This window comes from Actinomadura atramentaria DSM 43919 (assembly GCF_000381885.1).
In the GTDB taxonomy this organism is placed as follows: Bacteria; Actinomycetota; Actinomycetes; order Streptosporangiales; family Streptosporangiaceae; genus Spirillospora; species Spirillospora atramentaria.
Window position 1 is genome coordinate 39,592 of record NZ_KB907227.1, and the last position, 26,977, is coordinate 66,568.

Consider the following 26,977-nt stretch of genomic DNA (forward strand, 5'->3'; position numbering starts at 1 on the left):
GGAGACGCCGCGGCCCGACCCGGAGCGGGCCGGGTCGGGCCGCGGGCGTCGGCCGTCAGGCCAGGCCGACGTGGACCGGGCCGCCGCCCGGCCGCACCCGGCGGACCACCGACCACGGGACGCGGAACACGCGGCCCGGCGACGCGGGCCACGGCAGCGTCCGGTGCGACAGCTCCCGGCCGTCCTGGGTGAGGACGACGCGCGGCACCCGGACCAGCTCGTCGGTCCACAGCAGTAGCCGCCCGCGCGGCGGGGCCGGGTCGCCGGGCCGCAGCAGGCCGGGCGCGACCCAGCGCAGCGGCGCGTCCGCGACGAGCGGGACGCCGCGCGGGTCCGCCGCGCCGCCGCCCGCGAGGTGGTCCAGGACGCGGTCGGCGACGAACCGGCCGTCGAGCGCGGCGATGTCCGCGGTGTCGACGGGGTGCAGCAGGTTCCCCGCCGCGAACACGCCGGGGCGGCTGGTGCGCAGCGCGGTGTCGACGAGCGGCCCGCGCGTCCCGGCGTCCATCGCCAGGCCCGCCGAGCGCGCCAGCTCGTGGTCGGGGATCCAGTCGCCGGTGAAGACGACGCAGTCGCAGTCGACGGTGCGGCGGCGGCCGGTGGCGGTGTCCTCGACCTCGACGCCGGAGACGCGGCCCTTCCCGACGACGCGGACGACCCGCGTCCGCGTCGCGACGGGCACGCCGAGCACGGTCCGGCCCGCCGCGTTGAACGCCGCGTACGACTCCGGCGAGGGGTGCTCGGTCGTCAGCAGGACCGTCGCGCAGCCCGCCTCGCGCAGCGTCACGACCGCCGACCAGCTCACCAGCTCGCCGCCGACCACGACGGCGCGCGTGCCCGGCGACCCGTGGTGCAGGTGGACGAGGTTCTGGAGCTGCCCGGTGGTGTAGACGCCCGCGGGCCGGTCGCCGGGGACGAGCCGCGCGGGGCGGGGCCGCTCGCGCGCCCCGGTCGCGAGGACGACGGCCTTCGCCTCGACCTCGTACCGGCCGCGCGGGGACGTCACCGCGAGGGTCCGCTCCCCCGTCCAGCCGGTCACCGTCGCTTCGGTGTGCAGCGCCGCCCCGGCGCGCAGGGCGCGGTCGGTGAGGCGGCGCGCGTAGGCGGGGCCGGTCATGACGCGGCGCAGGTCGCGCAGGCCGTACCCGGTGTGGTCGCTGTGCCGGGGAATGCCGCCGGTCGCGCGCTCGCGGTCCAGGACGAGCACGTCGGCCCGGCCCGCGAGCGCGGCGGCGGCGGTGAGCCCGGCCGGGCCGCCGCCGACCACGACGACGTCGGGCCGCAGCACGCTGGTCGCGGTCATCGGGCGTCCTCCTTCGTCTCCGCCGCGGGACGTCCGGCGGACGCGCACGGCGGCGCGCCCGCCGCCAGCCGCGCCGCGACCTCCGCGCCGCAGAAGAACCCCTGGCAGCGCCCGTTCATCGCGCGGGTGCGGCGGCGCAGGCCGTCCAGCCCGGCGGGCGGCAGCGGCGACGCGAGCGCGTCGCGGATCTCCCCCGCCGTGACGCGCTCGCAGAAGCACACGACGCGCCCGTACTCGGGGTCGCGGGCGATGAGGTCCGCGTCCTGGTAGGGCCGGGTGAACGCCTCCCCGATGTTCGGCATCCGGGGCGGCGCGGGCAGGTCGGCGCGCGGTTCCAGCGCCAGGCCCGCCCCCGCGAGGAGCCCGTGGACGTGTTCGGCGATGGCCATGCCCGCCGTCAGCCCGGTCGAGCGGATGCCGCCGACGAGCAGGTAGCGCCGGTCGGCGTCGGCCTCGATGAGGTAGTCGCCGCGGTCGATGGCGGCGCGCAGCCCCGCGTAGGTCGCGGTGACCTCCTCCTCCAGCAGCTTCGGCATGAGCTTGCGGCCCTTGTCCAGCAGGAACGCGAACCCGTCCTCGGAGGTGCCGGTGGCGGTGCGGTCGTCGAGGTCCTCGGCGGTCGGGCCGAGCATCACGTTGCCGTAGATGGTCGGGCTGACCAGGACGCCCTTGCCGCGCGACGACGGGACGGGCAGCACGATCCGGTCCACCAGCGGCCGGGCGAGCTTGTCGTAGACGAACAGCTCGCCGCGCCGGGGCGTGACCGTGAAGCGGTCGTACCCGAGCATCCGGTCCAGGACGTCCGCGCCGAGTCCGGCGGCGTTGACGATCCAGCGCCCGGCGACGTCGCCGCGCGTGGTGTGCAGGACCGTCGCGTCCGGCCCCTCGGTGACGCCGGTGACGCGGTGGCCGAGCAGCACGCGGGCGCCGCGCGCCCGCGCGTCGGTGGCGAGCGCGAGCGTCGTCGTCCACGTGCAGATGATCGACTCGTCGGGGACGGTCAGTCCGCCGAGCGCGCCCGGCCCGAGGTCGGGCACCTGGCGGTACACCTCGTCGGCGGAGACGATCTCGCAGCGGGTGCAGCCGTTCTCGGCGGCCTTGTCGCGCAGTCCCGGCAGTGCGTCCAGTTCCTCGTCGGTCCACGCGACGAGCAGCGCGCCGACGCGTTCGACGGGGATGCCGGTCTCGGCGGCGTACCCCGACAGCAGCTCGTAGCCGCGCCGGACGAGCCGGGACTCCAGCGTCCCCGGCTTGGCGTCGAAGCCGGTGTGCAGGATGGCGGTGTTGGCCTTGCTGGTGCCGTCGCCGACGTCGTCGCGGGCCTCGACGAGCGCGACCGACAGGCGGTGGCCCGCCAGGTCGCGCGCGATGGCCGCGCCGACGACGCCCGCGCCGACGACGACGACGTCGAACGCCCCCGGGGCGCCGGCGCGGTCGGCCGCGGATGGGTCGGTGGTCATGATCCCCCTTCGGCGGCCTGTCCCCCGGGCAGGCCGAGTGCGAGCGCGGCGCGCCACCGGTCGCGGAAGGCCGCGGCCCGGTCGGCGCTCCAGCGCGGTTCGTGGCGGGTGCTCGGCGTCCAGCCGACGACGGCGCCGCGCACGGCGAGGCCGGGCTCGACGGCGAGCCGCGCGAACGCGGCGGCGCCGAGCGCGGTGGCGTGCGCGGACGGGTACACCTCGACGGGCGTGCCCGTCAGGTCGGCGACGGACTGCATGAGCACGGCGCTGCGGGTGAGGCCGCCGTCCGCGCGCAGCGCGGTGAGCGGCGCCGGGAGCAGGTCGGCGAGTTCGGCGACCTGCGCGGCGATGCCCTGGAGCACGGCGCGCACGAGGTCGCCGCGGCCGGTGGACAGCGTCATGCCGGTGAGCGCGGCGGTCGCGTCGGACCGCCACCACGGGGCGGCGAGCCCGGCGAGGGCGGGGACGCACAGGACGCCGCCCGCCTCCTCGTCGGCGGCGCCGGCGGCGACCGCGTCCAGCTCGGCGGCGGAGCCGACGAGCCCGAGGTCGGTGAGCCAGCGGACGGCGGACGCGGCGGTGTAAACCTGCCCGTCCACGCAGTACGGGGTGGCGCCGCGCGCCCGCCAGGCGACCGAGGTGGTGAGCCCGGACGCCGAGCGGGGCGCGGTCTCGCCCGTGTTGGCGAGCAGGAACGCCCCGGTCCCGAACGTGCATTTGGCGGTGCCCGGGTCCAGGCAGTTCTCGGCGAGCAACGCGGCCTGCTGGTCGACGACCAGCCCCGCGACGGGGATCTCCCCGCCGAACGCGGTGGTCGTGCCGACGATCTCGTCGGACCCGACGATGCGCGGCAGCCGTTCGCCGCCGAGCCCGAACAGCTCGGCGAGCGCCGAATCCCACGCGACGGCGTCGAGGTCGAGCAGCAGCGACCGCGACGCGGTGGACGCGTCGGTGACGAACTCGCCGGTCAGCGCGTGGACGAGCCAGGTGTCGGTGGTCGTGACGACGCCCTCGCGGGTGACGTTCCGGCGCAGCCACGCCATCTTCGGCGCGCTGAAGTACGGGTCGAGGACGAGCCCGGTGCGCGCGGCGACGTCCGCCGCGTGCGCGGCCAGCTCCGCGCAGACCGGCTCGGCGCGCCGGTCCTGCCACACGATCGCCCGCGACAGCGGCCTCCCGGTGGCGGGGTCCCAGGCGAGGACCGTCTCGCCCTGGTTGGCGAGCGCGACCGCCGCGACGGGGCGGCCCGCGCGCTCCAGCGCGAGCCGGCCCGCCGTCAGCACCGAGTCCAGGAGTTCGGCCGGGTCCTGCTCGACCCCTCCGCCGGGGAGGTAGTCGGGGTGGACGGGGACCTCGGCGAGGCCGAGGACCCCGTCGGCGGGGTCCACGACGATCGCCTTGGTGCCCGACGTCCCCTGGTCGATGGCGAGGACGGTCACGGCCGCTCCTCCTCCAGCAGCGGCATCTTGACGAGCTGGTCGCGGCGGGTGGCCCACACGACCGCGAAGACCACGGCGCCGATGCCGAGCGTCGCGAGCACGTAGTACTGCGCGGCGCGGAAGTCGCTCGGGATGACGAAGATGCACAGCTCGATGACGAGCCACACGACCGCGCCGACGACGACGGGGAGCTCCCAGCGGCCGAGCCGGAAGTCGCCCGGCGCGGGCTTGTAGGAGCGGCGCGTGAAGATGTAAAGCGCGACCGTCCCGGCGTACAGGATGGCGGGCATGAGCGTGCCCGCGCCGAGCAGGTCCGACAGGGCGTTCTCGTTGGAGGAGAACACCGCGACGATGACGACGGACACGACGCCGCACAGCGCCGTCGCCCAGGTCGGGCCGCCGGTGGAGCGCGGGACGCTGCTGAGCGCGCGGGAGAACGGCACCCGGCCGTCGCGGGCCATCGAGTGGACGAGGCGGCTGTTGCTGGTCATGATGATCAGGCCGCAGGCGAAGATCGCGACGCTGACGACCACGAGGAACGCGCGCGCGATGAAATGCCCGGCGGTGTTCTCGATGACCGCCGCGACCGGCGCGGAGCTGGCGCTGATCGAGGCGATGTCGCCGCCGAGGCCGACGCTGATGACGATGAGGAACAGCATCCCGATGACCCCGCTGATCAGGATCGCACGGACCATCGCGCGCGGGACGACCTGCTTGGGGTTGTGCGTCTCCTCGGCGAGGTTCGCGGCCGACTCCCAGCCGACGAGCGTGAACGCCCCGAGCAGCGCCGACAGCATGAACGGCCCGAGGAACCCGAAATAGCTCCCGCCGCCGCCGGACGCGGCCGCCGTCGAGCCGAGGTTCCCCCAGTCGCCCTTGCCGAAGAAGATCACGATGACGGCGATGAGCAGGGTCAGGCCGATCATCGCGACGACCTCGGCCGCCACCGCCAAGTTGTTGATCTTGGTTGCGATCGGGGTGGACCAGATGATCAGCGCCATCTGGACCAGCAGCACGACCGCGGTGACGACCGCGCCGCGCATCGCCGTGTACTCCAGCCCGAACAGCGGGAACAGCGCGACCTGCGCGAGCCCGTAGTCCACGGCGACCACGACGATCCCGAGGAACGTGAACGACACCCAGCCGAACCACCAGCCGAGCACCGGCGACGCCAGGCGCGAGGCCCACTGGTAGCTGTAGCCCGACAGCGGGATGCGGCTGGCGAGCATGCCGTACACGAGCGCGACGAGCAGCGTGCCCGCCGTGGCGATCGGCCACGTCCAGATGCCCGCCGGGCCGCCCTCGCCCAGGACCGTTCCATACGTGCTGAACAGGCCCGTCGTGATGGAGATGAACGAGAACGCCACGGCGAACGACTCGAACTTGCCGAGCGTCCGCTCGAACTGGGCGGTGTAGCCCGCCTCGCCCGCGCGGCCGGAGCCGGGTCCGGAGTCCGGTGGACGGGTGGAAGACTGTGTCATGGGTCGTGCTCCTAGCTTTGCGGCGGGGGTTTCGATCAGGGGCCGGGCGGCGTGGCAGCGCCGTCCGGCCCGTCATCCGGTGACGATGACGCCGTCCGCTCGTTCGACGGCGCGGGCGAGGTCCGGCGGGACCGGTCCCTCGGTCACCAGCCCGTCGAACGCGTCGAACCCGCACACGCGGTGCGGCGCGACGCGCCCGAACTTGCCGGAGTCGGCGAGGACGTAGGACCGCAGGGCCGTGCCGAGGATCACCCGGCGCGTCGCGACCTCGTCCAGGTGGAAGTCGGTGAGCCCGGTGGCCGCGTCCAGCCCGCCGGACCCGAGGAACGCCACGTCGGCGTGCAGGTCGGCGAAGAACGCGACGGCCTGCGCCCCGGAGCAGGCGAGGTCGCCGGCGCGGACCCGGCCGCCCGCGACCAGGACGTCCACGCCCGGCCGCCCGGCCAGCTCGGCCGCGACCTGCAGCGAGCAGGTCGCGACCGTGCCCCGGAACTCGGCGGGCAGCGCCCGCGCGACCGCGACGGCCGTGGTGCCGACGTCGATGACGACGGTCTGGCCGGGCCGGACGAGCGCGGCGGCGGCCCGCCCGATCGCGGTCTTGGCGGCCGAGGCGATCCCGGCCCGCTCGGTGAACGGGGGCTCCTCGCCGGTTCCGCCGTCGCGCGCGGTCGCTCCGCCGTGGACCCGGACCAGCGCGCCGCGCCGCTCCAGCTCCTTGAGGTCGCGGCGGACGGTCTCGGCCGAGACGCCCAGCAGCCGCCCGAACTCCTCGGTGCTGACGACGCGGTTGTCGCGCAGCGCCTCGACGATCTGGGCGTGCCGCTCAGCGGGCAGCATGATCGCCCGAACTTGTGGATTCTTGCCCGTTCATGGGGTTAATCGTGGATGAATGTGGTGACAAACGTCAAGATGTCGCTAAGACTCTTTACAAACGGGGGTGACCGTTACCGCCGGCCAGGCGCCGGACGCGCGGCGCGGGCGGATCAGTCCTGCGGCGGGGCGAAGGCCGTGGGGCCGCAGAGGGCCTGGCTGAGGTGCGCGCCGATCGCGTTGTCCAGCGGGTCCGCGACGGGGTTGCCGTCGCCGTCGAGGGGCTGGTAGCCGCCCCGGTTGATGCCGACCGCGACCGAGCGGGCGCCGTCCGCGCTCGCCAGGACGCGGGTGTGCGCGCCGAACACCGTCCCGTCGTGCCCCCAGAACACGCCGCACGGCAGCGTGCGCTCCGCGATGCCGAGGCCGTACCGCCCGCGCGTCGGATCGTCGGCGTCGCCCGCCGGGACGGTCGTGCGCATCGCGGCGAGCATCGCCGGGCCGAGCAGGCGGCCGGACAGCAGCGCGCCGTAGAACCGGTCGAGGTCCCCGACCGTGGAGACGAGCCCGCCCGCCGTCCACGCGTAGGACATGTCGTACTCGGAGTACTCGCGCGGCGGATCGGCGCTGCCGTGCAGGGACTCGTACATCTTCGGGTGCGGCCCGTCGATGTCCACGCCGTCCGGGAACGCGGTGTGCTCGAGCCCGGCGCGGTCGATCACGTCCCGCTCGATGACGGTCTCGGCCTTCTTCCCGGTGACGCGTTCCAGGAGCATCCCGAGCAGCACGTAGTTCGTCCGCGAGAACGCGAACCGCTCCCCCGGCGCGCCGGTCGCCGGGGCGGCCAGCCCCCAGCGGACGAGCCGGTCCGGCGCGAGCCGCCGCGACCGCCCCGCGTCCACGTCCGCCGCCGACTCCTCGCGCAGCGACGGGAACGCGCTCGGCAGGTAGTCCGCGATGCCGCTGGTGTGCTGGAGCAGCATCCGGACGGTGATCTGGCGGCCCCGGTCGCCGGGGACGACGCCGGGCAGGTACAGCGCGACGGGCGCGTCGAGGTCCACCCGGCCCGCCTCGACCTGCCGCAGGACGGCCGTCGCGGTGAACGTCATCGTGACCGCGCCGACCCGCTGCCGCAGCCCGGGTTCGGCGGTGCGGCCCGTGGTGCGGCCCGTGGTGCGGTCCGCGACCCCGGCGGCGTCGCGCCAGACGGCCGCGCCGTCGCGCGCCTCGGAGTAGACGCCGTACGCGCCCGACGCGCGGACCGCGTCGAGCGTCGCGCGGAGCAGGCCGGAGTCCAGGACGGGCGCTGCCGCCGTCACCGACGCGGTCGCCGCGACGCGCAGCGGCGCGGGCCGCCCGCCGGGCGCGACCGCCGAGGCCGCGACGGACGACAGCGCGACCGCGGCGGCGAGCCCGAGCGCGGGCAGCGTCGCGCACCGTCGCAGCAGCCGTCCCATCCCCGCCCCATTTCCAGCCAAAGTAGACAACCGAGAATACGCCGCCGGACGCCCGGAGCCTCCGGCGGCGCACCCCGGAGCGGTGTTCAGTCGATCACGATCAGCAGGTCCCCGGCCTGCACGCGCGTCGCGCCCGGCACGACGACGCGCGCGACGGAGCCCGCGACCGGCGCGGTGATCGCCGCCTCCATCTTCATCGCCTCGATCGTCGCGACGACGTCCCCGGCCTCGACCCGCGCGCCCTTCTCCACGCGCGGCGTCACCGACCCGTCGAACGGCGCGGCGACCTGCCCCGGCTCGGCGGGGTCGGCGCGCTCGACCGGCGGGGCCTCGGCGGCGACCGACCGGTCCCGCACCGACAGCGTCCGGAGCTGGCCGTTCACCGTGCAGATGACCTGGCGCACGCCCGCCTCGTCCAGTTCCCCGACCGCCTCCAGCCCGGCGAGGACGCGCACGCCCGGCTCCAGGTCGAACGCGACCTCGTCGCCGGTCCGCAGCCCGTACAGGAACGGCCCGGTCGGCAGCACCGACAGGTCGCCGTACGCGGCGCGCGTCTCCCGGTACTCCTTGGCGGGGCCGGGGAACAGCAGCCGGTCGAGGGTGTCGCGGACGTCCGGGCCCGCGAGGGCCTTCTCCTCCTCGCGGGTCAGCTCGGCGCGCGCCGGGGCGTGCGCGCGCGAGTCGAGGGCGCGGCCCCGGAACGGCTCCGGCCAGCCGCCGGGCGGGTCGCCCAGCTCCCCGGCGAGGAACCCGATGACGCTGTCGGGGATGTCGAACCGCTCCGGGTGCTCGGCGAACTCGTCCGGGTCGGCCCCGGCGGCGACCAGGTGCAGCGCGAGGTCCCCGACGACCTTGCTGGACGGCGTCACCTTCACCAGCCGCCCGAGGATGCGGTCCGCCGCCGCGTACAGCCGCTCGATCTCCTCGAACCGGTCGCCGAGGCCGAGCGCGACGGCCTGCTGCCGCAGGTTGGAGAGCTGCCCGCCGGGGATCTCGTGCCGGTAGACGCGGCCGGTCGGGGCGGGCAGGCCCATCTCGAACGGCGCGTACAGCTTCCGGACGGCCTCCCAGTACGGCTCCAGCTCCGTCAGCGCGTCCAGCGACAGGCCGGTGGCGCGCGGCGTGAAGTCGGTGTGCGCGACGATCGCCTGGAGCGGCGGCTGGCTGGTGGTCCCGGCGAGCGGCGCGGCGGCCCCGTCCACGGCGTCCACGCCCGCGTCGATCGCGGCGAGGTAGGTGGCGAGCTGCCCGCCCGCCGTGTCGTGCGTGTGCAGGTGGACGGGCAGGTCGAAGCGCTCGCGCAGCGCGGTGACGAGCGTCCGCGCGGCGGGCGCGCGCAGCAGCCCGGCCATGTCCTTGATGCACAGCACGTGGACGCCCGCGGCGACGAGCTGTTCGGCGAGCCGCAGGTAGTAGTCGAGCGTGTAGAGCGTTTCGCCCGGCGAGGACAGGTCGCCGGTGTAGCACAGCGTCCCCTCGACGAGCGCGTGCGTCTGGAGCGCCGCGTCGATCGCAGGCCGCATCCGCTCGACGTCGTTGAGCGCGTCGAACACCCGGAAGATGTCCACGCCCGTCGAGGCGGCCTCCGCGACGAACGCGCGCGCGACCGAGTCCGGGTACGGCGTGTACCCGACCGTGTTGCGCCCGCGCAGCAGCATCTGCAGGCACAGGTTCGGCGCGGCCTCGCGGATCGCGGCGAGCCGGTCCCACGGGGATTCGCCGAGGAACCGCAGCGCCACGTCGTAGGTCGCGCCGCCCCACGCCTCCAGCGACAGCAGCTCCGGCGTCGCGCGCGCCAGGTGGGGGGCGGCGGCGACGAGGTCGAACGTCCGCACGCGCGTCGCGAGGAGCGACTGGTGCGCGTCGCGGAACGTCGTGTCGGTGACGGCCAGCGCCTCCCGCGCGCGCAGCTCGGCGGCGAACCGCGCCGGGCCGAGCGCCAGCAGCCGGTCCCGCGAGCCGGGCGGCGGCGCGCCCGGGTCGAGCGGCGGGAGCTTCGCGGCCGGGTCGAGGTCGGTGGGGGCCTCGCCGTGCGGCTTGTTGACGGTGACGTCCGCGAGGTACCGGACGAGCCGCGTCGCCCGGTCCCCGCTGGACCGCGCCGTCAGCAGCTCCGGATGGTCCGCGATGTAGGACGTCGTGACGCCGCCCGCGCCGAAGTCCGGCTCGTCCAGCAGCGCCAGCAGGAACGGGATGTTGCTCGCCACGCCCCGGATGCGGAACTCCGCGACGGCGCGCCGCGAGCGGCGGACCGCGTCCTCGAACGTCCGGCCGCGCGTCGTCAGCTTCACCAGCAGCGAGTCGAAGTGCGGGCTGACCTCCGCGCCCGCGTACGCGGTACCGGTGTCGAGCCGGACGCCCGCGCCGCCCGGCGACCGGTACGCCGAGATGCGGCCGGTGTCGGGCCGGAACCCGTTCGCGGGGTCCTCGGTGGTGATGCGGCACTGCACCGCGAACCCGGACACGGCGACCTCGTCCTGGGAGATCCCGAGGTCGCGCAGCGTCTCGCCGCCCGCGATGCGGAGCTGGCTCTGCACGAGGTCGACGCCGGTGACCTCCTCGGTCACGGTGTGCTCGACCTGGATGCGCGGGTTCATCTCGATGAAGACGTGCTCGCCCCGGTCGTCCACCAGGAACTCGACCGTCCCGGCGTTGACGTAGCCGATCTCGCGCGCGAACGCGACCGCGTCCGCGCACAGCCGCCGGACGAGCTGCGCGTCCAGCCGGGGCGCGGGCGCGATCTCCACGACCTTCTGGTGGCGGCGCTGCACCGAGCAGTCCCGCTCGCGCAGGTGGACGGTGTGGCCCGCCCCGTCCGCGAGGACCTGCACCTCGATGTGCCGGGGCCGCTCGACGGCCTGCTCCAGGAACACCGTCGCGTCGCCGAACGCCGACTCGGCCTCGCGGCGCGCGGTCTCGACGGCGAGCGGCAGGTCCTCGCGGCGCTCGACGCGGCGCAGCCCGCGCCCGCCGCCGCCCGCCGCGGCCTTGACGAACAGCGGGAAGCCGACCTCGTCGGCCGCCGCCAGCTCCGCGCCCGGCTCGGGCGTCGCCGACCGCAGCACGGGCAGGCCCGCGCGGCGCGCCGCCGCGACGGCCTCGATCTTGTTCCCGGCGAGCCGGAGCACCGCCGCGGGCGGGCCGACGAACGTCAGCCCGGCGCGCTCGCACGCCTCGGCCAGCTCGGGGCTCTCCGACAGGAACCCGTAGCCGGGGTAGACGGCGTCCGCGCCGACGCGCAGCGCGGTCGACACGATCGCCTCGACGTCCAGGTAGGCGCGCACGGGGTGGCCGCGCTCGCCGATCTCGTACGCTTCGTCCGCCTTCTGGCGGTGCAGGGAGAAGCGGTCCTCGTAGGGGTAGACGGCGACGCTGGGGATGCCCAGCTCATAGGCCGCGCGGAAGGCGCGGACAGCGATCTCGCCGCGGTTGGCGACGAGGAGCTTGCTGATCACGACTCAACTCCCGTGGGGTCGGGGACGGCGGGCCGCCCCGACACGCGCGGCCTACCGGGCTCGGCGTCGAGCGCGTCCAACATAACGCGGCGCCCGTCCCGCCGGCGGGCTCGGTCCGGCCAACGGGACGCCGTGTCGGCGGGGAGCACCTAGGCTGTTCGACCGGGCTGTTTCGTTGAGGTTTGCGTTGCTTGAAGGGGGATCGTGTTGCGGCTACCGGAGCACCTGGAACTGCTGGTCGGCGACGAACCCGTCTGCGACCTGTACTTCCACGGCCCGTGGCGCGTGCCCGACGGCCTGTACGACGAGATCCGCGCCCGGATCGACAAGCTCGCCGCCGACCCGCGCGCCGCCGGGCTGACCACCGACGCGCAGCCGCTGCTCGCGCCGCCCGCGTCGCTCGTCGTCGGCGACCTGGTCCTGATCGTGGACTTCCTGTGCGGCGCGGCGGCCGTGAACTCCGGCACGCACTCCCGGTTGCAGTACCAGTTCTTCAACTCCTACATGCGCGAGCCGCAGGACCCGGTGCGGCCCGTGACGGGCTGGGGCGTCACCACCGGCGGGTTCCGGCCGCTCGAATGGCTGGAGGAGTCCCCCGACCAGGACCTCGCGCTCGCCCTCGCCCGCGAGTCGCTGGACGTCCTGGAGGGCATGGAGCCGCTGGAGCGCCGCCGCCAGGCGCTGATCAAGCTGTACGACGACCCGCCGCCCGACCTCGACATCCGCGCGCCGCTGGACGAGCAGCGCCGCGCGTGGATCGCGCACGCCTCCGAGGACATCGTCGCGGAACTCCCGGAACTCGCCGGGCCGATCGGCTACCTGGACTGGGTGTGCTCGGGCCTGCTGCCCGTCCACGAGCACCTGCGGACCGTCGCGCCGCACGACGAGACCGCCGTCGAACTCATCGTGGACCTCCTCGCCCAGGCCGGGCTGGAGCAGGTGCCCGCCGAGCTGTCCGGCGCGCTCACCCAGGACCAGTTCGGCGAGGTGCTGGAGCGGTTCCCCGTCGTCCGCAAGGACTTCGAGCCCGCCGCCTGGTACGGCCGGGCGCGGGCGTGGCTGGCCCGCGCGCTCGGCGCGGGCGAGGCCGACGCGTGCCGCGCCTGGCTCGACATGGCGATGCGGTTCACCGGCTGCGCGCAGGGGTTCCCCGACGACGCCCGCTACCCCGACCCCGAGTGGATTCCGGTGGGCGAGTTCCAGGCGGACCTGCGGCGGCTCGCCGCGCCGCGCCGCCGGTACGTCAACCCGGTCGCCGCGACCGTCGGCGCGGACCCGGCGCGCCGCCGCCGCGCGAGGACGCCCGACGTCGGGACGGGCCTGGTCGGGCAGCCCGCGCTCGTCGCCGCGCTGGAGGAGATCGCCGCGAACCCCGGGCGGCCCGTCCGGCTGATGATCGTCGGCCCGGACGGCACCGGCAAGCGCGACGCCGCCCAGGAGATCGCCCGCGTCCTCCAGGACCGCCTCATCACCGGCCCGCCGCTGTGGCTCGCCGACGACTTCTTCGCGGGCAAGGAGGTCTCGGCGGGCACCACGCACCTGCACGTGGACGCCCGCGACTCCGCCGGGAACCGGCTCATGGTCATCGACGGGCTCGACGACATCTCCCGCGACCCGCGCAGCGGCGAGGCCGTCGTCGAGGAACTGCACCGCGCGCTGGACGTCCACGACGACCTCCACGTCGTCGCGCTGTGCGAGCCGGGCGGCGACGAGCGCATCCGCGAGGTCAACCCCGGCCTCGCGCTGCGGTTCCAGGTCGCCTACACGCACCCGTTCAACGCCGACGGGTACGCCGAGCTGTTCGAGCGCGCGCTGCGGCAGCGCGGCGCGCGCGCCCACAAGCGGGCGCTGACCGCCGCCGGGCGGCTGCTGGCCGAGACCGCGCCGGTGCGGAACCTGCGCAACGCGCGGCTCGCGCACCGGCTCGCGGACGTCGTCGTGGACTCCGTCCGGGAGCGGACGCCGCCCGGCGAGGAACTGGTCGTCAAGCGCTCGGACGTCCCGGCCGTCTTCCACGCGGGCCGCACGGCGGGCGACCCGTTCGCCGAGCTCGCCGCGCTGACCGGGCTGCACTCGGTCAAGCAGGAGATCGAACTGCTCGCGGCGGGGGCGAAGGCGGCGCGGCTGCGCCGGGAGGCGGGGCTGACCGTCCCCGCGCCCGCCCGGCACATGATCTTCAGCGGGAACCCGGGCACCGGCAAGACCGTCGTCGCGCGGCTGCTGGCCCGCATCTACAAGGACCTCGGCGTGCTGTCGTCCGGGCACCTCGTGGAGGTGTCGCGGGCCGAGCTGATCGGCCAGTACATCGGGGAGACCGCCGTGAAGACGCGCGCGGTCGTGCGGCGCGCCGTGGGCGGGGTGCTGTTCATCGACGAGGCGTACGCGCTGACCCAGTCCGACCTCGGCGAGGACTACGGGCCCGAGGCCGTCGCCGAGCTGATCAAGATGATGGAGGACCACCGCGACGACCTGGTCGTCATCGCGGCGGGCTACGAGCGGGAGATGCAGCGGTTCGTCGCGTCCGATCCGGGGCTGGCGTCGCGGTTCCCGACGACGCTGCGGTTCCCCGACTTCAGCGACGACGAACTGGTCGAGATCTTCGCGGGCCAGGCCGCGCAGGCGGGCCTCGAACCCGACGCCGCCGCCCGCGACAAGCTCGCCGGGCTGCTGCGCCGCGCGCCGCGCGGCCGGTCGTTCGGCAACGCGCGGCTGATGCGCAACCTCGCGGAGCGCTCCACCGCGCTGCAGGCCCGGCGCGTCACCGCGCTGCCCCGCGCCACCGCCGAGGACCTGTCGACGCTCGTCGCCGCCGACCTCCCCGACACCCTGTCCGGCACGACGCGCAACGCGCCCGCCGCCGACCCGCTGACGACGCTGGACGGGCTCGTCGGGCTGCGGACCGTCAAGGAGGAGGTCCACCGGCTCGTCGCCGAGGCCCGCACCGCCGAGCTGCGGCGCGCCGCCGGGCAGCCCGCGCCGTCCCCGTCGCGGCACATGGTGTTCACCGGCAACCCGGGCACCGCCAAGACGACCGTCGCGCGGCTCATCGCGGCCGTGTACGCGCAGCTCGGGCTGCTGTCGTCCGGGCACCTGGTGGAGGTCGGGCGCGCCGACCTCGTCGGGACGCACCTCGGGCAGACCGCGCCGCGCGTCCGCGCCGCCGTCGAGCAGGCCCTCGGCGGCGTCCTGTTCGTGGACGAGGCGTACGCCCTCACCGGCGACGCCTACGGCCAGGAGGCCGTCGCGACGCTCGTGAAACTCATGGAGGAGTACCGGGGCGACCTGTTGGTCATCGTCGCGGGATACGAACGCGAGATGCGCGGTTTCCTGACCGCGAACTCCGGCCTGGAATCGCGTTTCCCGAAACGGCTGCGCTTTCCCGACTACAGCGACTCCGAACTCGTCGCCATCTTCGAACACCTCGCCGCCGCGGAAGGCTTCTCCCTGGCCGCGGACCTTTCACCCGCCCTGCGCTCCCTCCTGCGCGGCGCGGGCCGCGGCCCGTCCTTCGGCAACGGCCGCCTGATGCGCAACGTCCTCGACGCCGCCGTGGCCCGCCAATCCCAACGCCTGACGACCACGACAACCCCCTCCCCCACCGAAGTCACCACCCTCCACGCCGCCGACCTCCCACCCGACCTGTCCACCGACCCCGACCACACAGGCCTCTACCTCTGACCGCCTCCGGCCATTCCCCGGGACGAATCCGCCGGTCGCCCCTCTTTCGGTGGACATGGCTTCTGACGCCCTCCCGGGAAATCGGTAATCTCCCGTCCGCTCGTGAACATCCGACGCGACGCCGAGGGAGACGCCGTGCGGGCCGACCAGTCGCCGTGGACGTCCGGCGCCGACCCCCTGACGCCCGCCGACCCCGAGTCGGTCGGCGGGCACCGCCTCCTCGGCCGGCTCGGGGAGGGCGGCATGGGCGCGGTGTACCTCGCCCTCGCGCCGGACGGGCGGCAGGTCGCCGTCAAGGTCGTCCGCCCGGAGCTGGCGGCCGCGCCCGCGTTCCGCGCCCGGTTCGCCGCCGAGGTGGACCACGCGCGCCGCGTCGCGTCGTTCTGCACCGCGCGGGTCCTCGACCACGGCGTCTCGGGCGGCAGCCCGTACCTCGTCACCGAGTACATCGACGGGCCGTCGCTGGCCGACCACGTCGCCGCGCGCGGCCCGCTCGCGCCCGCGCCGCTGCGCGCCCTCGCGGTCGGCGTCGCGACGGCGCTCGTCGCGATCCACGCCGTCCGGCTCGTCCACCGCGACCTCAAGCCGCGCAACGTGATGCTGTCCGCGACCGGGCCGCGCGTCATCGACTTCGGCATCGCGCGGGCGCTGGACTCCGACGACCGCCTCACCCGCACCGGCGGCGTCGTCGGCAGCCCCGGCTGGGCCGCGCCCGAGCAGGTCTTCGACGGGCAGGCGGGCCCGGCGGCCGACGTGTTCGCCTGGGGCGCGCTCGTCGCGTACGCCGCGACGGGCCGCAACCCCTACGGGACGGGCAACCTCGCGACGCTCGCCGCGCGCGCCCAGCAGGGCCGCCACGACCTGACGGGCGTCCCCGCCGAGTTCCAGACACTCGTGCGCGCGGCGCTGGAGCCGGACCCGGCCCGGCGGCCCGCGGCGCAGGCGCTGCTGTCCGGCCTGGTCTCCGGCCCCGACCCCGAGCGCGCCGCGACCGCCGTCATCGCCGAGGGCTGGTCGCCCGAGCGGCCGGCCGCGCCCGCCCCGGCGGCGCGGCGGCCCCGGCCGCTCTGGCTGACGTCGCTGGTGTCCGCGGCCGCGACCGCGGTCGTCGTCGGCGCGGTCAGCGCGGGCGCGGTCGCGCTGCTGCGCGACGACGCGCCGGACGAGGGCGCGGGACACGGGCGCGCGGCGGCGGCCGTCGCCACGACGCCGGGACCGACGCGGCGGAGCGAGTACGTCGGCCCCGCCAAGCCCTGCGCGATCGTCTCGCCGTCGCTCCTGGAGGCGCTGACGCCCGGCGCCGAGGCCCGCCCCACCACCGACGGCGCGGTGCAGGACGCGTCACTGGACGGCGCCCAGACCGGCTGCGCGTGGACGGCCGAGAAGCGGTCCGCGGACGACGGCTCCGGCCCGTACCGGCTCCAGCAGCTCATCGCCCGCGTCAAGGTGCGGCGCAGCGGCGCGGGGCGCGACGGGCCGACCGAGGCGGCGCGCGACTTCGCCGCCGAGCGCGAGAAGCTGAAGAAGAGGTCGCGGACGACGTCGGGCGGCCTCCGGTACGGGCAGCTCCAGGCCGAGCCCGGTCTCGGCTCCGAGGCGTTCCGGATGTCGGCGCAGGGCGACGACCACGGGCGCACCGCGAGCGCCACCGTCGAGTTCCGGCTCGACAACGCGGTCGTCAGCGTCATCTACTCCTACAACTTCTCGCCGGACACCCCCGACCCCTCGTCCATCGACCTGAACGCGCTGGAGGGCACCGCGCGGGACCGCGCGCTGCGGGCGGCGCGCGACCTCGCGGCGAACCTGGCGGCGTGCGGGGAGTGCCGGGCATGACGCTCCCCGCTCCGACCCGCGCGGACCCGCCGCGCCGGCGCGGACGCCGCCTGGTCCCGGTGCTGTCCTCGGTGGCCGCCGGGGCGGTCACGGCGGGGCTCGTGCTCGGGTTCGGCCTGCGCGGCGGGCACGTGCGCGATCCGCGGCCGTCTCCCGCGCCGTCGTCGGCGTCGCCCTTGCCGCTGCCGGGTCTGCTCGCGGCCGTCCCGCAGGCGTGCGAGAGCGTTCGCGCGGTCGCCGAGCGGCTCGTCCCGGACGCCGGGTTCTCCCAGCGCGGGACCGACCTGAAGCGCGCGGCCCCGATCGGCGGCTGCACGTGGGAGACGTCGTCCACCGCCCGGACGGGACTCGTCCAGCGCAGCCGCGCGCTCGACGTCGGGTTCCACCTGTGGCCCGCCGAGGACGCCGCGTCGTCCGCCTTCGCCGACGACCGCGACGTCCTGCGCGGCCGGGCGGGCGCCCGGCGGAAGTCCGGCGCGGATGCGCTGGCCTACGGCCCCGCCGACGACGTGTCGGGCGTCGGCTCCGGAGCCGTCCGGCAGTACTGGACGCGCTCCGGCGCGGCGGACGGCACCGAGCAGCTCTCCGTCCGCTACCGCAACCTGGTCGCCACCGTGCGGTTCTCCGGCCGGGACGCGGAGGCGGGCCGGGCCGACGGCCCGGACCCCGACCCGACGCCCCTGGCCGAGGCCGAGGCGCGGGACGGCGCGGACCGCATCGCGCGCGCCCTCGTCGCGTTCCTCGACGGATGCGCCGACTGCCGCTAGCCGTCAGCGGCGGCGGGACAGGGTCGTGGCCAGCGCCACCGCCAGGCCGAGGATCGCGCCGATGGCCGTGCCCTTCAGGACGCTGGAGAGCGCGCCGCCGAAGGTGAGGGCGGCGGTGACGACGGCCGCGACGGCCAGGGCGTAGCAGGTGACGAAGACGTAGAAGCCCGCGCCGAAGAAGACGCGGCGGCGGGGGCGCGGCGGGGCGTCGGGGCGTTCGCCCGCCGGGCCCGCCGACGCCGCCCTCGGCCGCTTGTAGTAGGCGAAGCAGACCCACGTCCCGCAGCGCTCCCAGCCCTCGGCGGCGGGCGGTTCGGTGCGCGGGCGCTCGGCGCCGGGGAGCATCAGCGCGCGGCGGTACTCCCAGCGCAGCGGGCGGTCGGGGTCGCGGTGGGTGACGAAGCGGCCCGCGCCGTCGATGCCGCGCAGCTCCCAGCCCTCGTCGCCGTAGGCGTTGAGGCGGCGGACGTCCTGGAACGCGTCGGCCGTCCAGCGCCACGTCTGCTCCCCGGCGGGCGCCGGTTCGGCGTCGGACGCGGGCGCGAGCCGGGCCGCGAAGCCGGCGGCGGGCCCGAACTCCTCCGCGGGCGGCCGTCCGCTCTCGGCGGCGAACGCCGCCAGGTCGTCGACGGTCGCCGCGATCTCGTCGCGCGGGACGCCCCGCGCGGCGAGCGCGGCGGCGAGGTCGGTGAAGTAGTCGCTCACCGGACGTCTCCTCTCTCCAGCACCGAGCGGACGGACGCGTCGAACGCGAGCCACAGCGCGCCCTGCTCGGCGAGCGTCGCGCGGCCGCCGGCGGTCAGCCGGTAGTAGCGGCGGCCCGGCCCGCGCTCGGCGGCGCGGAACTCGGCGGCGACGAGCCCGGCCTCCTCCAGCCGGTTGAGGACGGGGTACAGCGTCCCGCCCTTGATCTGCCCGAGGCCGGATTCGGCCAGGTTCTTCGCGATCTCGTACCCGTAGCTCTCGCCCTCGGTGAGGCTCGCGAGGACGAGCAGGTCGAGGACGCCCTTGAGCCAGCTCGCGCGGCGGTCGGCGGCCACGGCGGCGCGCCTAGCGGGCCGGGACGGGCGCGGCGGCCGTCCCGGTCCGGGTCGGGGCGGACGTGAGCGCGAGCCCCCGCACGTCCATGAGCACGTGCAGCGCCATGACGGGGAAGAGGCTGCCCGTCTTCACGTACACCCAGGTCAGGAGGAGCCCGAGCAGCAGGATCGGCGGCAGCGCGCGGACCCCCTGGTACAGGTGCCCGACCGTGAAGACGGCGAGCGCGGCCGCGGCGGCGGGCCACGTCCCGCCGAGCGGCGCGGTGAACAGCGCGATGAGCAGGCCGCGGAAGACGATCTCCTCGGTGGTCCCGGCGGTGGCGGCCATCGCCAGGCCCGCGCCGCGCTCCCGCCGCGTGCGGGGCAGCAGCGCGCCGATCGCCGCGGGCGGGCGGCCGAACCGCGCGGCCAGCGCCGTCGCGACGGCGGCCCCGCCGACGAGGCCGTAGGCGAGCCCCGGCCGGTCCGGCGCGCGCAGCCCGAGGTCGGCCCAGGAGACGCCCGGGGAGAGCAGCACGATCGCGGCGGCGACGGCGACCCACGCCCAGGACCGTCCGATCCAGCGGGCGTACACGCGGGTGAGCGCGGCGGCGTCGCGCTCCCGCGTCCGGACGAGCCGCGCGTGCTCGCGCCGGCCGAGCAGCGGTTCGACCACGGCGAGGTGGACGGTCAGCAGCGCGGCGAGCACGAGCGCCGGGACGGAGAAGTGCATCGGACCCTCCATGAGGTCGGGGTGGCAAGCTAGACCCTAAAGCGACCTAGATAGGAATGCAACCTAAGTAGGAAGGTTTGCGGATATATGAGCGGGAATACATCCGGCGATCATGAGGTTGGAGTGATCGACACGCCCCCGACCCGCCTGGAGGTTCCCCCATGCCGAGCAGCATCCCCCGCCGCCGCGAGCCGCGGCGCGAACAGGTCCGGACGCACTCGCTGCGCGCCCTCGCGGTCGCCGCGCGGCTCGAACGCCAGCACGAACTGGAGGGCCCGCCGGGCGGAACGTCCGGCCGGACGGGCGCTCCGACGCGACGGCACGCGCCCGACCCGGCCTGAACCCCGGCACCGAGGCCCCCGCACGGATGTGCGGGGGCTTTCGCGCTCTTCGTCCCGTTATCGGCGCACCCACCGTGGTCAGCCCAATAGTCTGGCCGGACCCCGAGCGATGGAAGTGAGCAAGTGACGGACAGCACCACGCCCGACGCGCGACCGCTGCGGGCGGGCGACCCGGCGCGACTCGGCGGATACGAGGTGCTCGGCCGGCTGGGCGAGGGCGGCCAGGGCGCCGTCTTCCTGGGCCGCCGCGCGGGCGCCGCCGGCGCGGGCCCCGACGAGCATGTGGCGATCAAGCTCCTGCACGCCGACCTGAGCGGCGACACCTCCGCCCGGTCCCGGTTCGTCCGCGAACTCGCGGTCGCCAAGCGCGTCGCCCGGTTCTGCACCGCGCAGGTCCTGGACGCCGACCTCGCGGGCGACCAGCCGTACATCGTCAGCGAGTACGTGCCGGGCCTGTCGCTGCACCGCGTCGTCCAGCAGGACGGCCCGCGCACCGGTGGCGCGCTGGAACGCCTCGCGGTCAGCACGCTCACCGCGCTCATCGCGATCCACCAGGCCGGGATCGTCCACCGCGACTTCAAGCCGCACAACGTGATGATGGGCCCGGACGGGCCGCGCGTCATCGACTTCGGCGTCGCGCGGGCGCTCGGCGCGGCGGGCGAGACCCAGAACGTCGGCACGCCCGCGTACATGGCCCCCGAGCACTTCACCGGCGCGCAGGTCGGCCCGCCCGCCGACATGTTCGCCTGGGGCACCACGATGGTGTTCGCGGCGAACGGGCGGCCCGCGTTCGGCAACGACGACCTGGCCGCCGTCATGCACCGCGTCCTCACGGCCGAGCCGGACCTCGGCGTCCTGCCCGAGCCGCTGCGCGCGCTCGTCGCGGCCTGCCTGGACAAGGACCCCGAGCGGCGGCCGAGCGCGCGCGAGGCGCAGGAGCGGCTGGTCGGCGCGGCCAGCGGCGCGTCCCCGCTGCCGCCCGCCGTCCCGGCGCCGCCGCCGTTCCCGTACGCGGCGCCGCAGCAGCAGTTCCCCCCGCAGCAGCTTCCGCAGCAGACCCCGCAGCCCGGCGGCACCCTGCCCGGCGACACGCACCCGGCGACCCAACCCGGCACGAACCCGGGCACGCCCGCGCCGCCGCCCCCGCCGGGGCCGGTTCCGGCCAACCGTCCCGCCCGGCGCGGCATCGGCCGCGTCGTGCCGGTCGCGGCCGTCGCGGCCGCCGCCGTCGTGCTCGCCGCGGGCGGCGCGGTGTGGGCCGCGACGTCCCGCGGCGACGGGGACGCCGGTCAGCGCGAGGCCGCCGCGCAGGACGGCACCGCGGGCGACGGCGCGGCGGTGGAGGGCGCGGCGGGCGGCCACGGCGGCACGACCGGCCCCAGGTCGCCCCGCAGGCCGGGCGCGTCCCCCTCGAACGGCGCGGCCACGTCCCCGACCCCCGGCAACCCCAAGAAACCGGGCGGCCAGACGTCGGCCAAGCCGGGCGCGGACCCGACCGCGACCGCGGGCGGCAAGCCCGCCAAGCGCCCCGAGCCGCCGAACAAGTACACGCCGCAGGCCGCCTGCGGCTCCGGCTACGGCGTCCTGGAGTCGATGGCGGTGTCCGGCGGGCGCGCGTACCTGCTCTACAGCGGCAGCACGGGGAAGAACTGCGCGGTCACGATGAAGACGGTGAACGTCGGCAAGGCGTCACCGGTGTCGGTGTGGCTGGTGAAGAGGGGCGGGAGCAAGGTCGCCGACAGCGGCTCGTTCGCGTGGTACGCCGGGCCGGTCTACGTGTCGGCGAAGAACGTCTGCGTGCAGTACGGCGGCAACGGCAGGGCGTCCGCGTGGGGCCACTGCGGTTCGTAGGACGGTTCGCGGTACGGGGGGAGCGGGCGGATCGGAGTCGTCCGCGGGCCGGGCCGGCGGCCCGCGGAGGCGCCTTTCAGTTCTCGCCGTGGGCGATCAGATGGTCGAAGTCGCCGTCCTTGGCGCCGAGGATCAGCGCCTCGATCTCGGGGCGGGTGTAGATGAGGGCGGGGCCCTCGGGATGGCGGGAGTTGCGCATCGCGATCCGGTCGCCGGGGAGCTCGGCGATCTCGACGCAGTTCCCCTGTGAATTGCTGCGACGCGATTTCAGCCAGCGCGCCCCGTGCAGGTCGGCGGCGGAGATCTCGTTGGAGTCGAGGGGGACGGTGGGTACCCGGCCGCTGAACGGGCCGGTGTCGGACTGGAGCATCATGCCTCTCTGAGCAGATCACCGAGAAGCTCGACGGTGCGTTCCGGGGTTTCGCTGTCGACGCACAGGCGTTCCATCACCTGCAGGTAGGTGTCGACGTCGTCGCGCTTGTCGAGGTACATCGCGCCGGTGAGGTTCTCGACGTAGACCACGTCCGGCAGGTCCTGCTCGGGAAAGCGCAGGATGGAGAAGGCTCCGCCCTCGGCGGCGTGTCCGCCGAAGCGGAACGGCATGATCTGGATGGTCACGTTGGGGAGCTTGGCCATCTTGATGAGATGCTCGAACTGTCCCCGCATCACCTCCGGGCCGCCGATCGGCCGGCGCAGCGCACCCTCGTCCAGGACGGCCCACAACCGCGGGGCCTCCGGACCGGTGAGCCGCTCCTGCCGCTGGAGCCGCAGGTCGACGCGCTGCTCGATCTCGTGGTCGGCGGCCCCGGCGTTGCCCTGCCGGATGACGGCGCGGGCGTACCCGTCGGACTGCAGCAGCCCCGGAACGAACTGCAGTTCGTAGGTACGGATCAGCGCCGCCGACTCCTCCAGGCCCACGTAGGTCTGGAACCAGCCGGGCAGCACGTCGCTGTAGCGGTGCCACCAGCCCGGGGTGTTGGCCTCGCGGGCCAACTGCAGCAGCGAGGCGCGTTCGCCCTCGTCGTTGACCCCGTAGAGGGTGAGCAGGTCGTCGACGTCGCGTTCTTTGAAGCTGACCCGGCCGAGCTCGAGACGGCTGATCTTGGACTCCGACGCCCGGATGACGTATCCGGCGTCCTGACGGCTCACCCCTCGCGCCTCACGCAGGCGACGAAGCTGTGAGCCGAGCAGGATCCTGCGGACCGTCGACCCGGTTCCCGACGTCTCTGGAGTCACGCCCAACCTCCCGGCTACATGGCGGACAGCGAACCTAGTGTGCCATTGACCTCAGTGTCCTGGGGGCTCCTCTCTCCGATGCCCGCGCGACCCCGCCGTCCGCCTGTGGAAAGCCAGATGCACGTGCATTGGGCCTTGCATTCGCACGCTACGATGCGCAGGATAACGCACGAGACTTCCGAGCCACGGCTGCACAACGAGATCACTCTGCGGGGTCCGGGGAATGACGTCACGCCACGCGCACGACGACACGCGGTGGAGGGTGGGCTCCGTTGTGGGGCCGCCCGTGGAACCACAGGACCATGCCGTGTACTCAAGTCCGATACCCGAGTCGTCCGACCTCCCCCCTTCGCTGGACGACGCGCTCGGCCGGCTCATCGACCCGATGGGCCCCGCCGAGACCTACGTGGTGCTCCCCGATCCGGAATCGGTCACCGAGGCCCGCCATTTCACGCTGTCCCGCCTGGCCGCTTGGGGCGTTCCCGGGCTCGGGGACGACGTCGGGCTCGTCGTGTCCGAACTCGTCACCAACGCGCTCCGGCACGGCGGAACTCCACTGGTGTCGCCGCTGACGCCGCCGCCCGTCCCGCCGCCCGCGCCGCTCGGCCGCGTCCACCGCGGCTTCGCCGACCCGCTCCGCCCCGCCCCCGCCGTCATCCAGCTCCGCCTGCTGCGGCGCTTCCCGTGGCTGCTGTGCGGGATCACCGACGCCAGCCCCGCCGCGCCCCGCCGCAAGGAGCCCGACTACATCGCCGAGACGGGCCGCGGCCTGCACCTCGTCGAGTCGTTCACCACGCGCTGGGGCTGGCGCGGCCTGCCGACGGGGAAAGTGGTCTGGGCGCTGTTCCACGCGCCGTGACCGGCTCCGGCCGCGGCCTCGCGCGCGGGCGCGCGCGTAGGGACTGAGGGATAACCGCCGCCGCACCGGGTACGGGAGGCACCTCCCCCCGCCGAGGCCGAGGAACCCGCCAGCAGAAGGAGCCGTCCGTGGAATTCGCCGTCGAGAACCACTCGGAGAAGGACCTGACGGTCGTGACGATCCACGGCGAGGTCGACGTCTTCACCAGCCCCGAACTGCGCGAGACCCTGCTGGACCTCATCGACGGCGGCGCACTGCACCTCCTCGTTGATCTGGGCGACGTGACGTTCCTGGACTCCACCGGACTCGGCGTCCTCGTCGGCGCCTACCACCGGCTGAGATCCCGGTCGGGGAGCATGGCGTTCGCCTGCGCGAACGAGCGCGTCCGCCGCGTCTTCCACATCACCCAGCTCTCGAAGGTGTTCACCCTCTACCCGTCGCTGGACGAGGCCGTCGCCGCGCGCGCCACCGCCGGGTCCGCGCCGTCCGGCGGCTGACCGCGCGCGCTTCCGCCGGCCGACGTGGACGGCGCCCCCGGAACGGTACGGTGAGACGGAGATCAAGCCCGCCTGCGCGGGCGCCTCACCCGCCACCCAACACCGAACCGGACGGGAGCGCTCCGTGGCCGATCAGCCGCTGCACGAGCACACGCTCGGCAATGGCCTGCGCGTCGTGGTCCGCGAGGACCACTTCGTTCCGCTCGCCGCAGTCAACATCTGGTACGGGGTCGGCTCCCGGCACGAGGTCGCGGGCCGCACGGGCCTCGCGCACCTCTTCGAGCACCTCATGTTCCAGGGCTCGGCGAACGTCGCCGAGGGCGAGCACGCCGCCGTCCTGGAGAGCGCCGGGGCCACCTTCAACGCCAGCACGTCGTTCGAGCGCACCAACTACTACGAGACGCTGCCGGTCAGTCACCTCGACCTCGCGCTGTGGCTGGAGGCCGACCGGATGGGCACGCTGCCCGCCGCGCTCACCCAGGCCAACCTCGACAACCAGCGCGACGTCGTGAAGAACGAGCGCCGACAGCGCTACGACAACCAGCCGTACGGCACCGCGTTCGAGCGGCTGTGCGCGCTGACGTTCCCCGCCGGGCACCCGTACGCGCACACGCCGATCGGGTCGATGGAGGACCTGGACGCCACCTCGCTGGAGGACTGCGTCTCCTTCTTCCGCACCTGGTACGCGCCGGGCAACGCGGTGCTGTCCATCGTCGGCGACGTGGACGCGGAGAAGGCCATCGCGTCCGTCGAGCGGTACTTCGGCGGGCTGCCCGCCGGGCCGACGCCGCCGCCCGCGCGGCCGGGCGGCCTCGGGCCGCTCGGCGAGGTCCGCGGCGAGGACGTCGCCGAGGACGTCCCGTCCCCCGCCTACTTCGCGATGTTCCCGCTGCCGTCCGACGGCGGCGACGACGTGGAGGCCGCCGAGCTGGCCGTGGAGATCCTCGGCGGCGGCGCCGGCTCGCGGCTGTACGACCGGATGGTCCGCCGCGACGAGATCGCCACCGAGGTCTGGGCGGGCGTCACCCGGCTCGCGGGCGGCCCGTCGCTGGCCATCGTGGACGCCATCGGCCCCGACCCGGCCAAGATCGCCGAGGTGCTGGACGACGAGCTGGCCCGGTTCGCCGCCGAGGGCCCCGACGCCGACGAGGCCGCGCGCGCCGCCGCGCAGGCCGAGCGGGGCTTCCTGGAGCAGACCGAGACGGTGACCGGCCTGGCCAACGCGCTGTCGGCCAACGCCACCCAGTTCGGCGACCCGGGCCGCGTGTTCACCGCGCCGGGCCGCGCAGCGGCCGTCACCGCCGACCAGATCAAGGACATGGCGGGACGCTGGCTCGCGCCGGGCGCCCGCACCGCGCTGACCTACGGAGGTAACGCGTGACCGACTCCGGCCTGGCCCTCCAGCCGCGTCCCGTGCCGGGGCCGGTCCCGGCGTGGACGTTCCCGTCCGGCGACCCCGGCCGCGTCCCGGACGGCCCCGAGACGCTGCGCGTCGACCTGCCCGGCCGCCGCCTGGCGTCGCTGCGGCTCGTGCTGCAGGCCGGCGCGGGCCGCGAGGCCGCCGGGAAGGAGGGCGTCGCGACGCTGCTGTCCCGCGCGCTGCTGGAGGGGACGCGGCCCGGCGGCGGCACCGAGCTGACGGCGGCGTTCGAGCGGCTGGGCGCGAGCCTGTACGCCAGCGCCGACCTGGCCGCGCTGCGGATCGCGCTGGACGCGCCCGTCTCGCGGCTCGCGCCCGCGCTGGAGCTGCTGGCGGCCGTCCTGCGGGACGCGGCGCTGGACGACGGCGACGTGCGGCGGCTCGTCCGCGAGCGGCTGGACGAGATCGCCCAGGAGGACGCCGACCCCGGCACCCGCGCGATGCGCGAGCTGCGGGCGGTGCTGTTCCCGCCGGAGTCGCGGGCGCACCTGCCGACCGGCGGCACGCGCGCGTCGGTCACCGGGCTGACCGGCGCGGACGTGCGCGCGTTCTACGGGTCGGTCGCGCCCGCCGAGGCCGTCGCCGTCCTGGCGGGCGACCTGGCCGGGTCCGGCGCGGACGAGGCGCTGGCCGCCGCCCTCGCGGGCTGGACGACGCCGGGCCCGGAGCTGCCCGCCGCCGACGAGCTGCCCCCGGCGGACGCGCCGCGCGTCGTCATCGTGGACCGGCCCGGCTCGGTGCAGACGTACCTGAGCATCGCGCACGGCGTCCCGGACCGCACCGACGCGGACTGGCCGCTGCTGACCGTCGCCGCGCACGTCCTCGGCGGCGGCCTCACCTCGCGGCTGAACGCGCTGCTGCGCGAGGAGAAGGGCTACACCTACGGCGTGCGCGCGGGGCTGCTGCGGATGCGCGGCCGGGGCGTGTTCATCGCGCAGGGCTCGGTCCACACCGAGGTCACGGCGGACGCCGTCGCGGACGGGCTGGCGGTGCTGCGCAGCGTCGCCGCGGACGGCATCGGCGACGACGAGTGCGCCGCGTCGGTGCGGGCCCTGGCCGACCGCGCGCCCGCCGAGTACGAGACGGCCCGCGCGGTCGCCGCCGAGCTGGCGGACGCCGCCGCGAGCGGGCTCGGCTCGGGCTACCCGGCCGCGTACCTGGCGGCGGTGCGGGCGGCGACGCCGGACGCGGTCGCGCGCGCGTACACCGGTCGGGTGGACACCGACGCGCTGACCGTCGTCGCGGTCGGCGACGCGGCGCAGATCCGCGAGCCGCTGGAGCGGCTCGGCCACGGCCCGGTGACGGTGACCGCCCCGGAGGCCGCCGGGGCGGAGTGAC

Annotated in this window: 21 protein-coding genes; 9 read left to right on the forward strand and 12 right to left on the reverse strand. The window is 75.6% G+C overall.

Translation table 11 applies throughout. The features are described 5' to 3' along the window. Positions 1-55 precede the first annotated feature (55 nt). The 7 genes from G339_RS0130910 to G339_RS0130940 form a co-directional block, all read right to left on the reverse strand. Positions 56-1,303 carry an NAD(P)/FAD-dependent oxidoreductase gene (locus G339_RS0130910; protein WP_019634942.1) on the reverse strand — a complete coding sequence of 416 codons (1,248 nt, stop codon included), beginning with the start codon at positions 1,301-1,303 and terminating at the stop codon, positions 56-58. Then, positions 1,300-2,763, reverse strand: coding sequence for an NAD(P)/FAD-dependent oxidoreductase (locus G339_RS0130915; RefSeq protein WP_019634943.1), 1,464 nt, complete (start codon positions 2,761-2,763; stop codon positions 1,300-1,302). Before G339_RS0130915 ends, G339_RS0130910 begins: the two co-directional genes overlap by 4 nt. Next, positions 2,760-4,202, reverse strand: coding sequence for an FGGY family carbohydrate kinase (locus tag G339_RS0130920; RefSeq protein ID WP_019634944.1), 1,443 nt, complete (start codon positions 4,200-4,202; stop codon positions 2,760-2,762). Before G339_RS0130920 ends, G339_RS0130915 begins: the two co-directional genes overlap by 4 nt. Continuing rightward, the gene (locus G339_RS0130925) at positions 4,199-5,683 is read right to left on the reverse strand and encodes an amino acid permease (protein WP_019634945.1); all 1,485 of its coding nucleotides are present in this window, start codon (positions 5,681-5,683) and stop codon (positions 4,199-4,201) included. The genes G339_RS0130920 and G339_RS0130925 overlap by 4 nt, the downstream gene beginning before the upstream one ends. A gap of 72 nt (positions 5,684-5,755) precedes the next feature. Then, a complete protein-coding gene (locus tag G339_RS0130930; RefSeq protein WP_019634946.1) occupies positions 5,756-6,520 on the reverse strand; it encodes a DeoR/GlpR family DNA-binding transcription regulator in 765 nt (254 codons plus the stop codon). A gap of 146 nt (positions 6,521-6,666) precedes the next feature. Next, positions 6,667-7,950, reverse strand: a complete 1,284-nt coding sequence (locus tag G339_RS0130935) for a serine hydrolase domain-containing protein (protein WP_019634947.1) — start codon at positions 7,948-7,950, stop codon at positions 6,667-6,669. A gap of 86 nt (positions 7,951-8,036) precedes the next feature. After that, entirely contained in the window at positions 8,037-11,405 is a 3,369-nt protein-coding gene (locus G339_RS0130940) for a pyruvate carboxylase (RefSeq protein ID WP_019634948.1), read from the reverse strand. A 204-nt stretch (positions 11,406-11,609) separates the two neighbouring features. Between G339_RS0130940 and G339_RS37240 the strand changes: the two genes are divergently transcribed. From G339_RS37240 to G339_RS0130955, 3 genes are all read left to right on the forward strand, one after another. Beyond that, positions 11,610-15,083, forward strand: coding sequence for an AAA family ATPase (locus tag G339_RS37240; RefSeq protein WP_157408122.1), 3,474 nt, complete (start codon positions 11,610-11,612; stop codon positions 15,081-15,083). A gap of 102 nt (positions 15,084-15,185) precedes the next feature. Then, positions 15,186-16,916, forward strand: coding sequence for a serine/threonine-protein kinase (locus G339_RS37245; protein WP_051108009.1), 1,731 nt, complete (start codon positions 15,186-15,188; stop codon positions 16,914-16,916). Next, entirely contained in the window at positions 16,913-17,683 is a 771-nt protein-coding gene (locus G339_RS0130955) for a hypothetical protein (protein ID WP_157408123.1), read from the forward strand. Before G339_RS37245 ends, G339_RS0130955 begins: the two co-directional genes overlap by 4 nt. A gap of 3 nt (positions 17,684-17,686) precedes the next feature. On the opposite strand, the gene G339_RS0130960 is transcribed toward G339_RS0130955, so the two are convergent. The 3 genes from G339_RS0130960 to G339_RS0130970 are packed head-to-tail and all read right to left on the reverse strand — an operon-like array spanning position 17,687 to position 19,435. Beyond that, entirely contained in the window at positions 17,687-18,388 is a 702-nt protein-coding gene (locus tag G339_RS0130960; RefSeq protein ID WP_019634950.1) for a hypothetical protein, read from the reverse strand. Continuing rightward, a complete protein-coding gene (locus G339_RS0130965) occupies positions 18,385-18,723 on the reverse strand; it encodes a PadR family transcriptional regulator (protein ID WP_019634951.1) in 339 nt (112 codons plus the stop codon). Before G339_RS0130965 ends, G339_RS0130960 begins: the two co-directional genes overlap by 4 nt. Before the next feature lie 10 nt (positions 18,724-18,733). Beyond that, the gene (locus tag G339_RS0130970) at positions 18,734-19,435 is read right to left on the reverse strand and encodes a CPBP family intramembrane glutamic endopeptidase (RefSeq protein WP_019634952.1); all 702 of its coding nucleotides are present in this window, start codon (positions 19,433-19,435) and stop codon (positions 18,734-18,736) included. A gap of 161 nt (positions 19,436-19,596) precedes the next feature. On the opposite strand from G339_RS0130970, the gene G339_RS0130975 reads away from it, so the two are divergent. Together G339_RS0130975 and G339_RS39605 are read left to right on the forward strand one after the other, a co-directional pair. Then, complete coding sequence (locus tag G339_RS0130975; protein WP_019634953.1) at positions 19,597-19,776, forward strand: hypothetical protein; 180 nt, start codon at positions 19,597-19,599, stop codon at positions 19,774-19,776. Positions 19,777-19,899: 123 nt separating this feature from the next. After that, a complete protein-coding gene (locus G339_RS39605) occupies positions 19,900-21,627 on the forward strand; it encodes a serine/threonine-protein kinase (protein WP_019634954.1) in 1,728 nt (575 codons plus the stop codon). Positions 21,628-21,703: 76 nt separating this feature from the next. Here G339_RS39605 and G339_RS0130985 read toward each other — a convergent pair whose 3' ends face one another. Both G339_RS0130985 and G339_RS0130990 read right to left on the reverse strand, forming a co-directional pair. Continuing rightward, positions 21,704-21,997, reverse strand: coding sequence for a DUF397 domain-containing protein (locus G339_RS0130985; RefSeq protein ID WP_051108012.1), 294 nt, complete (start codon positions 21,995-21,997; stop codon positions 21,704-21,706). Beyond that, a complete protein-coding gene (locus G339_RS0130990; RefSeq protein ID WP_084693537.1) occupies positions 21,997-22,818 on the reverse strand; it encodes a helix-turn-helix domain-containing protein in 822 nt (273 codons plus the stop codon). The genes G339_RS0130985 and G339_RS0130990 overlap by 1 nt, the downstream gene beginning before the upstream one ends. 352 nt (positions 22,819-23,170) lie before the next feature. Between G339_RS0130990 and G339_RS0130995 the strand changes: the two genes are divergently transcribed. From G339_RS0130995 to G339_RS0131010, 4 genes are all read left to right on the forward strand, one after another. Then, on the forward strand, positions 23,171-23,722 hold the full coding sequence (locus G339_RS0130995) for an ATP-binding protein (protein ID WP_026341937.1): 552 nt from the start codon (positions 23,171-23,173) through the stop codon (positions 23,720-23,722). Between the two features lie 128 nt (positions 23,723-23,850). After that, entirely contained in the window at positions 23,851-24,219 is a 369-nt protein-coding gene (locus G339_RS0131000) for an STAS domain-containing protein (RefSeq protein ID WP_019634958.1), read from the forward strand. 124 nt (positions 24,220-24,343) lie between these two features. Then, complete coding sequence (locus G339_RS35950; protein WP_019634959.1) at positions 24,344-25,600, forward strand: M16 family metallopeptidase; 1,257 nt, start codon at positions 24,344-24,346, stop codon at positions 25,598-25,600. Beyond that, positions 25,597-26,976, forward strand: coding sequence for a M16 family metallopeptidase (locus tag G339_RS0131010; RefSeq protein WP_019634960.1), 1,380 nt, complete (start codon positions 25,597-25,599; stop codon positions 26,974-26,976). Before G339_RS35950 ends, G339_RS0131010 begins: the two co-directional genes overlap by 4 nt. Position 26,977: the final 1 nt, after the last annotated feature.

What these genes read in the sequence shown, in the direction of transcription:
- G339_RS0130910 (WP_019634942.1), bottom strand. Translation starts at nt 1,303, where the DNA reads ATGACCGCGACCAGCGTGCTGCGGCCCGACGTCGTCGTGGTCGGCGGC.
- G339_RS0130970 (WP_019634952.1), bottom strand. Translation starts at nt 19,435, where the DNA reads ATGCACTTCTCCGTCCCGGCGCTCGTGCTCGCCGCGCTGCTGACCGTC.
- G339_RS0130985 (WP_051108012.1), bottom strand. Translation starts at nt 21,997, where the DNA reads ATGCTCCAGTCCGACACCGGCCCGTTCAGCGGCCGGGTACCCACCGTC.
- G339_RS0130935 (WP_019634947.1), bottom strand. Translation starts at nt 7,950, where the DNA reads ATGGGACGGCTGCTGCGACGGTGCGCGACGCTGCCCGCGCTCGGGCTC.
- G339_RS0130955 (WP_157408123.1), top strand. Translation starts at nt 16,913, where the DNA reads ATGACGCTCCCCGCTCCGACCCGCGCGGACCCGCCGCGCCGGCGCGGA.
- G339_RS0130975 (WP_019634953.1), top strand. Translation starts at nt 19,597, where the DNA reads ATGCCGAGCAGCATCCCCCGCCGCCGCGAGCCGCGGCGCGAACAGGTC.
- G339_RS0130915 (WP_019634943.1), bottom strand. Translation starts at nt 2,763, where the DNA reads ATGACCACCGACCCATCCGCGGCCGACCGCGCCGGCGCCCCGGGGGCG.
- G339_RS0130925 (WP_019634945.1), bottom strand. Translation starts at nt 5,683, where the DNA reads ATGACACAGTCTTCCACCCGTCCACCGGACTCCGGACCCGGCTCCGGC.
- G339_RS0130930 (WP_019634946.1), bottom strand. Translation starts at nt 6,520, where the DNA reads ATGCTGCCCGCTGAGCGGCACGCCCAGATCGTCGAGGCGCTGCGCGAC.